Below are 7,679 nucleotides of genomic sequence, written 5' to 3' on the forward strand. Positions count from 1 at the left end.
GGCTCGCGGACCGAGCCGGGGAAGCGCCCGTGGAGTACGTCGCCGTGGAGGGCGTACCGGGTGCCGTCCTGCCCGAACTGGGCGCCGACGCCCAGCTGTTGGTGCTCGGCTCCCGGGGCCGCGGCGGCTTCGCCAGCCTGCTGCTCGGCTCCAACGGCCTCGCCGCCGCCCGGGACGCCGAGTGCCCGGTGGTGATCGTGCCCCGGCCCGGCCGGGAGGTGCACGGACAGGGCCCCGCCGAGCCCGTGCCCCGGGTGGTGGTCGGCCTGCACGCCGACAGCCCCGACGAGGGCGTCCTCTCCTTCGCCTTCGCCGAGGCCGCCCGGCGCGACGCCCGGCTGCAGGTGATCGCCGCCTACCCGTGGCCGGTGCAGACCTGGTCCGCGCCCGGGCAGCTCGTGCCGCCCCTGGTCGACCAGGACGCCGTGGAGCACGAGACCCGCGCCCTCGCCGAGGGCTTCCTCGCCCCGCACCGGGCACGCCGTCCCGAGGTCCGCGCCGACGCCGAGGCGCTGCCCGGCGACGCGGCCGGCCACCTGGTCGCCGCCTCGAAGGACGCCGACCTGGTCGTGGTCGGCCGGCACCGACGGCGGCTGCTCGCCCCGGCCCGCATGATGGGCTCGGTCACCCAGGCCGTACTGCTGCACGCGGCGAGCCCGGTCGCGGTGGTGCCCCCGGCCCCGCCGGAGGACTGACACCCCCAGACGGCGCATACCAGACGGCACAGCACCCCGCAATCCGCCGGGTGCCGACCGGGACACCGAGGGCTGTGGTGTGCGACTCCATAGTGGCCGGACACACCCGAACCTAAGGTTCCGCCACACCCGGCGCTCCCTGTGCGTGCCGCCGCGCGGGAGCGGCCGGGACCGTGTGTCCACCGAAGGAGCCGCCATGCCATCGCCCTCGACCAGCACGATACCCGGAGCACCACCGGGTGCCCGCCTGCTGCTCCGCCTCCTCGCCGTCCTCGCCGTCGTCCTCGGCACCGCGCTGGCCGGCCCCGCACCCGAGGCCCGCGCCGCCGTCACGCTCACCCGGGTGACCGGCTTCGGGACCAATCCGGGCGCCCTCACCATGTACGTGTACCGGCCCGCCACCCTGCCGGCCCACCCGCCGGTGGTCGTCGCCCTGCACGGCTGCACGCAGAACGCCCAGGTCTACGCCGACCACTCGGGGCTGCCGCAGCTCGCCGACCGCGCCGGTTTCCTGCTGGTGCTCGCCGAGACCGGCACCGCCAACAACGCGAGCAAGTGCTTCAACTGGTTCCAGGCCGGCGACAACCGGCGCGGCCAGGGCGAGGCCCTGTCGGTGCGGCAAATGGTGAGCCACGCCGTCACCGCCCGCGGCGCCGACCCGCGGCGCGTCTACGTCACCGGACTGTCCGCCGGCGGTGCCATGACCGCCGTCATGCTCGCCGCCTACCCCGACGTGTTCTCGGCGGGCGCGGTCGTCGCCGGCCTGCCCTACGACTGCACCCGGGACAGCAGCCCCTACACCTGCATGAACCCCGGCGTCGACCGGAGCCCGGCCGACTGGGCCCAGCGGGTGCGCGACGCCCACCCGTCGTACACCGGGCCCTGGCCGCGCACGGCCATCTGGTACGGCGACCAGGACACCACCGTCGTACCGCGCAACGCGACCGAACTGCGCGACCAGTGGACGGCCGTGCACGGCCTGCCTCAGACGCCCACCCGGACCACGACCATCGGGCCGAACGGCACCCGGCAGGAGCAGTACCTGGCCGCCGACGGCACGGTCGCCGTCGAGGTCGACCGGGTCCCGGGGATCGGGCACGGCACCCCGGTCGACCCCGGCACCGGCGCCGAGCAGTGCGGCAGCACCGGCGCCCCGTACTTCCTCGACTCCATCTGCTCCAGCCTCTGGATCGCCCGGTTCTTCGGTCTGGACACCACCGGCCCCGGTGATCCCGGCCCGGGCGACCCGGACCCGGGCGGCGGTGCCGCCTGCTGGACGGCGAGCAACTACGCCCATGTACAGGCGGGCCGGGCCACCACCAGCGGCGGCTACACCTACGCCACGGGATCCGGCCAGAACATGGGTCTGTACAACACGTTCGTCACCCACACCCTGAAGGAGTCACCCACGGGCTACTTCACCCTCGCCGATGCCGGCTGCCCCTGACGGAGCGTCGGGCAGTCGGGCACCACACGGGCCGCCATGGTGGCTGACGCCCCCTCACGGGCCGTCATCATGGCGGCTCCACACATGTCCCGAACCACCACACCACCCCTAACCTCCAGCGCGTCCCCAACCCGCCGGAGGAACCGCATGCCACCCCACCGCACCCCAGCCCGCGGCCGGCGCGCCCGCCGCACCGCGCTGGGCGCCCTCTCGCTCGCCGCCGTCTGCTCGCTCCTGATCACCCCCGCCACCGCGGCACCCGCCGGCCCCGGGACCGGCCCCGGGGCACCGGACGCCCACTGCGCCGGCCGCGCCCGGCTGCACGTGCCCGGCGCCGCCCACCAGCAGACCGCCTGTCTGGCCGAGCTGACCACCGCCGGGACCGTGTCTTCCGGCCACACCGACCCCGCCGACTACGCGGGCCTCACTCCCAAGGACCTGCCCGCACCCACGGGTGTCCCCGGCATCCAGATCGACGGCTATTTCCCGGACACCTCCGCCACCAACACCAACCACGGCTGGCACCACGACGCCCAGTTCGTCATCCGTCTGCCCGACCACTGGAACGGCGGCCTGGTGGTCGCCGGCACCCCGGGCAACCGCGAGCAGTACGCGAACGACCGGGCGATCGCCGACTGGGTGCTCGCCCGCGGCTACGCCTACGCCGCCACCGACAAGGGCAACACCGGCACCGCCTTCCACCGCGACGGCCGCCGGCCCGGCGACGCCCTCGCCGAATGGAACACCCGCCTCACCCAACTCACCCGCGCCGCCCGCACCGTCGTCACCCAGCGCTACCACCGGCCCCCGGCCCGCACCCTCGCCACCGGCCTGTCCAACGGCGGCTACCTGGTGCGCTGGCAGCTGGAGAACCACCCCGAGCTGTACGACGGCGGAGTCGACTGGGAAGGCACCCTCTGGCGCGCCGACGGCCCCAACCCGCTCACCTCCCTGCCGGCCGCGCTGCGCCACTACCCCGCCTACGCCGCCGGCGGACCCGCCGCCGGCGAGGCCGCCGCGGCGCTGCACCGGGCCGGCTTCCCGGCCGGCTCGGAGTTCCTGTGGCCGTACCACCACCAGGTCTACTGGGACCTCACCCAGCGCCTCTACCGAGAGGAACTCGACCCCGGCTACGACGGCGCCACCGAGGCCGGCACCCCGTACTGCGCCTCCGGCACCCCCGGCTGCGACGCCGACTACGACTACGCGGCCCGGCCCGCCGCCGTGCACCGGGCGGTCGGACGCATCGCCCTGACCGGACGCATCGGCAAGCCCCTGATCACCCTCCAGGGCACCCTCGACGTACTGCTGCCGATCAGCGAGGACTCCGACGTCTACCACCGCATGGTCCACGAGGCCGGCCGCGGCTTTCTGCTCCGCTACTACCGCATCGAGGACGGCACCCACACCGACGCGCTGGCCGACGCCTTCCCCGACCGGCTCCGCCCGATGGTGCCCTGCCACCGCTCGGCCTTCGCAGCCCTGGAACGCTGGCTCGCGGGGAACGGCGTCCCGCCGGCCGACCACACGGTCCCGCGTCCGTCCGGCGCGGCCCCGGCCACCGTGCTGACCAGCTGCCCGTTGAGCTGAGCGGCGGCGGCCCCTCACCCCGGCGATCCCGCATCCGATCGACCACCCCGTCACGGCACTTCCGCCGGAGCCCACGTACCATGGCCGCATGTCGTTCCTCCGCCGCCGCAGCGCGACCCCTGCCGGACCCGACTTCGACGTGCTGGCCATGGACCCGGGCGACTGGCCGGGCAACCTCGGCGCGGGCCTGCTGCCCGCCCCGGACGGCACCTGCCAGGGCGTCTTCCTGCGCTACGACCTGTTCGGCGGACGCGGCCCCGCCATGATCATCGGCAATCTGCCGGAGGGCTCCCCGGCCCGGGACGTCGCCGAGGGCGAGATCCCCTTCGAGGTGGGCCAGCTGCTGCTGGCGCTGGAGAACGACGAGGAGGTCACCGTCGTCGGCGTCGAGGACACCCCGGTGCTCCAGGGCGACAACCTGCTCATCGTGCGGCGGCTGAAGCTCTCCGAGAGCCGGATCTCCTGCGTCCAGTTCGACCGCAGCGACGGCGTCCTCGTGACCATCGCCGCCTGGGACCGCCCCATCACCGACGACCTGTACGCCCTGCTGAAGCCGCTCCCGGCGGAGCTTTTCCAGCAGGGCTGAGACGACGGGGCCAAGACACCGCCGGCCGGGCTAGCGGGCGGCGCCCACGAGCGTCACGTCCGCCGCCCGGACGAACCCCACCCGGTGGCCGTACTGGATCTCGTAGTACAGCTCCTTGCCGACCACGACCCGGTGCGCGTCCGGGGTGAAGGTGACCGCGTAGTAGTACTCGCCCGGCACCTCCTCACCGACCACGTACCTCTGCCCGGCCGGGATCGTGTAGGGCAGCGCCACCACCGACTGGGCGGGGACACCCGCCGGGTAGGCCTCCTTCTCCGGGTAGGCGCGGCCGTACACCGGGACGCTCGCCAGGCCCTCCCTCGGGGTCACCATGAGGCCCTTCGCCGGTACGGCGGCCGGGTTCCCGCGCGGGTTCTGGAACCAGGCCTTCTGCCCCAGGTACCAGATGGCCGTCCAGTCGCCCCAGCGGTCGGCCACCGCGTACTGCTGGCCGGTGGAGACCCGCGAGGACAGATCGTTCACCCCGTCGGTCGGCTCCGTCCGGAGACCGATGTCCTTGACCAGCGGGGCGGTCACGTCGTGGTCCGTGTACAGCCGCACCTCGCTGGATCCGTGCGCCGCGCACGGCTCGCCCTTGGCGGTGCAGCCGGTGTACACGGGCCGGTTGGCCGCGTAGTCCGGCAGGATCGTCACCACCGGGGAGTGGTGGCCGGCCGTACGCCGGAACGGGTGGCCCAGCAGCCGGAAGTAGTGCCGCCAGTCCCAGTACGGGCCGGGGTCCGTGTGCATCCCCGGGATGGTGGACGCGGTCGGCCCGGGCACGTTGTCATGGCCCAGGATGTGCTGCCGGTCCAGCGGGATGTCGTACGTCCTGGCCAGGTACCGCACCAGCCGCGCCGAGGACCGGTACATCGCCTCCGTGTACCAGGCGTCCGGCGAGGCGAGGAAACCCTCGTGCTCGATGCCGATCGACTTGGCGTTGACGTACCAGTTGCCCGCGTGCCAGGCCACGTCCTTCCCCTTGACGTGCTGGGCGATCAGACCGTCGGTCGAGCGGATCGTGTAGTTCCATGACACATAGGTGGGGTCCTGGATCAGCTTCATGACCCCCTCCCAGGCACCCTCCGTGTCATGGATGACGAGGTACCTGATGCTCTGCGCGGCCGGGCGGTCGCCGAGGTCGTGGTTGCCGTAGTCGTTGTCACCGAACTCCGCGTACGGCGCCGGGACCGACACGCAGGACACCGACGCGGGGCACTCGGTGCCCTCCGCCGGCAGTGTGCGCAGCCCCGCCCGCTCCAGCCGGGCGGTGTCGGCGGTCAGGCCCGGCTGGGCGGCGAGGGCCACCTGCTGGCCGTCGTCCGTGGTGCGCTCCTCGCCCGTGCGCAGCACGTCGTACACGTCGTCGGCGTACGCGGCGGCGGTCGCCGCGTCGTCGGCGCCGGAGAACCGGGCCACCGCGCCGTACCAGTCCGCCGGGTCGGCGCTCAGCGGCGCGCCCAGCTCCTTCTGCGCGGCGGCGAGCAGCGCGGCACCGCCCGCCACGTTCGCCGCCGGATCGGTGCGCAGCTGTTCGGCCGGGATGCCGGTCAGCTCCGCCGCCCTCGGCAGCGTCTTCAGACGGGCCGGGAGCGCCGACCCGGCCGGCACCTCGACGGCGGGGTGCAGCGGGGGCCGGGCGGTGTCGCCCCGGGCGTCCTCCGTCCCCTCCGCGAAGTGCTCCGCGGCGGCGATCGCGGTCCGGGCGTCGGTGAGGTGCATCGGGCCGTAGCCGCCGGTCACACTCGGCGCACCGCCGTGCCGGTCCCAGCGGGACTGGAGATAGGAGACGGCCAGCAGGACGCTCTGCGGCACGTGGTAGTCGGCCGCCGCGGTGGCGAACGCGTGTTGCAGCCGGTGCGTGGAGGATCCCGTCGCGGTGGGGGACGGGGCGGCGCCGAGCAGGGGGAGCAGCAGGGCCGCGGAGGCGAGCGGGACGGCGGTCCGCCGCAGACGTCTGTGGCCGGGTGCGGACGTGGGGTCGGTGGCGGATCCTCGCAATGCGGCCTCCTGTGACGGGCGGGGCGTGGCGGGGCGTGCGGCGCCGAGCTGGGTCAGTGGTACCGGCTTGCCGACGATCCGTCAATGATGCCTACACAGAGGCGATTTCCCACGTCACAGAGGGTTTTCGGCGAGTTTCGCGGCGGCGGGGCGCGGGCCTGCGAGGCGTCACTGGCGTACACCAGTGACCACCGCTCCGCGGCGGATGCGAGGATCCGCGGTGCGCCGCCGCTCAGGGCGCACCGCGGAGCCGTCGTCCCCGTCAGCGCGTGCCGACCGCCGCACGGACGGCCCTGCGGGCCATCTGGCAGTCGTCGTGCAGCCGACGCAGCAGCAGCCGCTGCTCCTCACCGGACGGCACCGCACCCGGAGGAGCCGTGCCCGGTGCCGCCGGGGCCGGGTCGTGCATCGAACGCTGCACGGCCGTCTCGTACGTACGGATCTCCCGGGTCAGCAAGAGCATCAGGTTCACCAGGAAGGCGTCCCGGGAGGCCGGGCCCGCCGACTGGGCGATCTGGCTGATCTGCCGCCGGGCCATCGGCGCGTCCCCGAGGACCAGCCACAGTGTCGCGAGGTCGTACCCCGGCAGATACCAGCCCGCGTGCTCCCAGTCCACCAGCACTGGACCGGCCGGGGACAACAGGACGTTCGACAGCAGGGCGTCGCCGTGGCAGAACTGGAGCATGCCGTGCCGGCCCACCTCGTGGGCGATGCCGTGCAGCAGCTTTTGCAGGTCCCCGAGGTCCCGGTCGGTGAGCAGCCCCAGCTCGTGGTACCGGGAGATCCGGGCCGCGTAGTCCAGCGGCATGTCGAAGGTGCCCGCCGGGGGCCGCCAGCCGTTCACCCGGCAGATCGCACCGAGCGCGGCCCGGATGTCCGCGCGGGGCGGGGCCTCGGTGGGATGCCGCTGGAACGCCGCCGTCCGGCCCGGCATCCGCTCGATCACCAGCGTGCAGTTGTCCGGGTCCGCCGCGATCAGCCTCGGCACGCGGACCGGAGGCCGGTGCCGGACGAACGAGCGGTATGCGGCTATTTCCTGACGGCTCCGCTCCACCCAGGCCGGCGAGTGGTCCAGGAGACACTTGGCCACGGCCGTGCTGCGCCCCGTCGTCCCGACGAGGAGGACGGACCGTCCGCTGCGCCGCAGGACCTGCACCGGGGCGAACTCCGGGCAGATCCGGTGCACCGAGGCGAGCGCGGAGCGCAGCTGCGCGCCCTGGGGGCCGGACAGGTCCAGCCTCCCGCTGAGCGGCTGGGTCCCGGGCTGGCCCGGGATCCGCCGCGGCCGGCCCGCGCCCAGCACGGGACCGCCCGGACGCGCCACCGGATCGAGGTACGGCCCGCCGCCCGCCGGGCGGGG

The 7,679-nt window shown here is 74.3% G+C and carries 6 protein-coding genes; 4 read left to right on the forward strand and 2 right to left on the reverse strand.

Annotation, left to right across the window (positions count from 1 at the left end):
* The 4 genes from CCN44_RS34450 to CCN44_RS34465 all read left to right on the forward strand — a co-directional run.
* The coding region (locus CCN44_RS34450; RefSeq protein ID WP_107502135.1) for a universal stress protein at window positions 1-695 on the forward strand (695 nt) is incomplete at its 5' end.
* 196 nt (window positions 696-891) lie between these two features.
* The gene (locus tag CCN44_RS34455; protein WP_086702342.1) at window positions 892-2,142 is read left to right on the forward strand and encodes an extracellular catalytic domain type 1 short-chain-length polyhydroxyalkanoate depolymerase; all 1,251 of its coding nucleotides are present in this window, start codon (window positions 892-894) and stop codon (window positions 2,140-2,142) included.
* Between the two features lie 147 nt (window positions 2,143-2,289).
* Complete coding sequence (locus tag CCN44_RS34460; RefSeq protein ID WP_059247450.1) at window positions 2,290-3,732, forward strand: 3-hydroxybutyrate oligomer hydrolase family protein; 1,443 nt, start codon at window positions 2,290-2,292, stop codon at window positions 3,730-3,732.
* 88 nt (window positions 3,733-3,820) lie between these two features.
* Window positions 3,821-4,318, forward strand: coding sequence for a glycosyltransferase family protein (locus tag CCN44_RS34465; protein ID WP_014670824.1), 498 nt, complete (start codon window positions 3,821-3,823; stop codon window positions 4,316-4,318).
* A gap of 30 nt (window positions 4,319-4,348) precedes the next feature.
* On the opposite strand, the gene CCN44_RS34470 is transcribed toward CCN44_RS34465, so the two are convergent.
* Entirely contained in the window at window positions 4,349-6,319 is a 1,971-nt protein-coding gene (locus CCN44_RS34470; RefSeq protein WP_086702346.1) for an N-acetylmuramoyl-L-alanine amidase, read from the reverse strand.
* Window positions 6,320-6,581: 262 nt separating this feature from the next.
* The coding region (locus tag CCN44_RS34475) for an aminoglycoside phosphotransferase family protein (protein WP_086702349.1) at window positions 6,582-7,679 on the reverse strand (1,098 nt) is incomplete at its 5' end.

Source organism: Streptomyces tricolor, from assembly GCF_002155905.1.
In the GTDB taxonomy this organism is placed as follows: Bacteria; Actinomycetota; Actinomycetes; order Streptomycetales; family Streptomycetaceae; genus Streptomyces; species Streptomyces tricolor.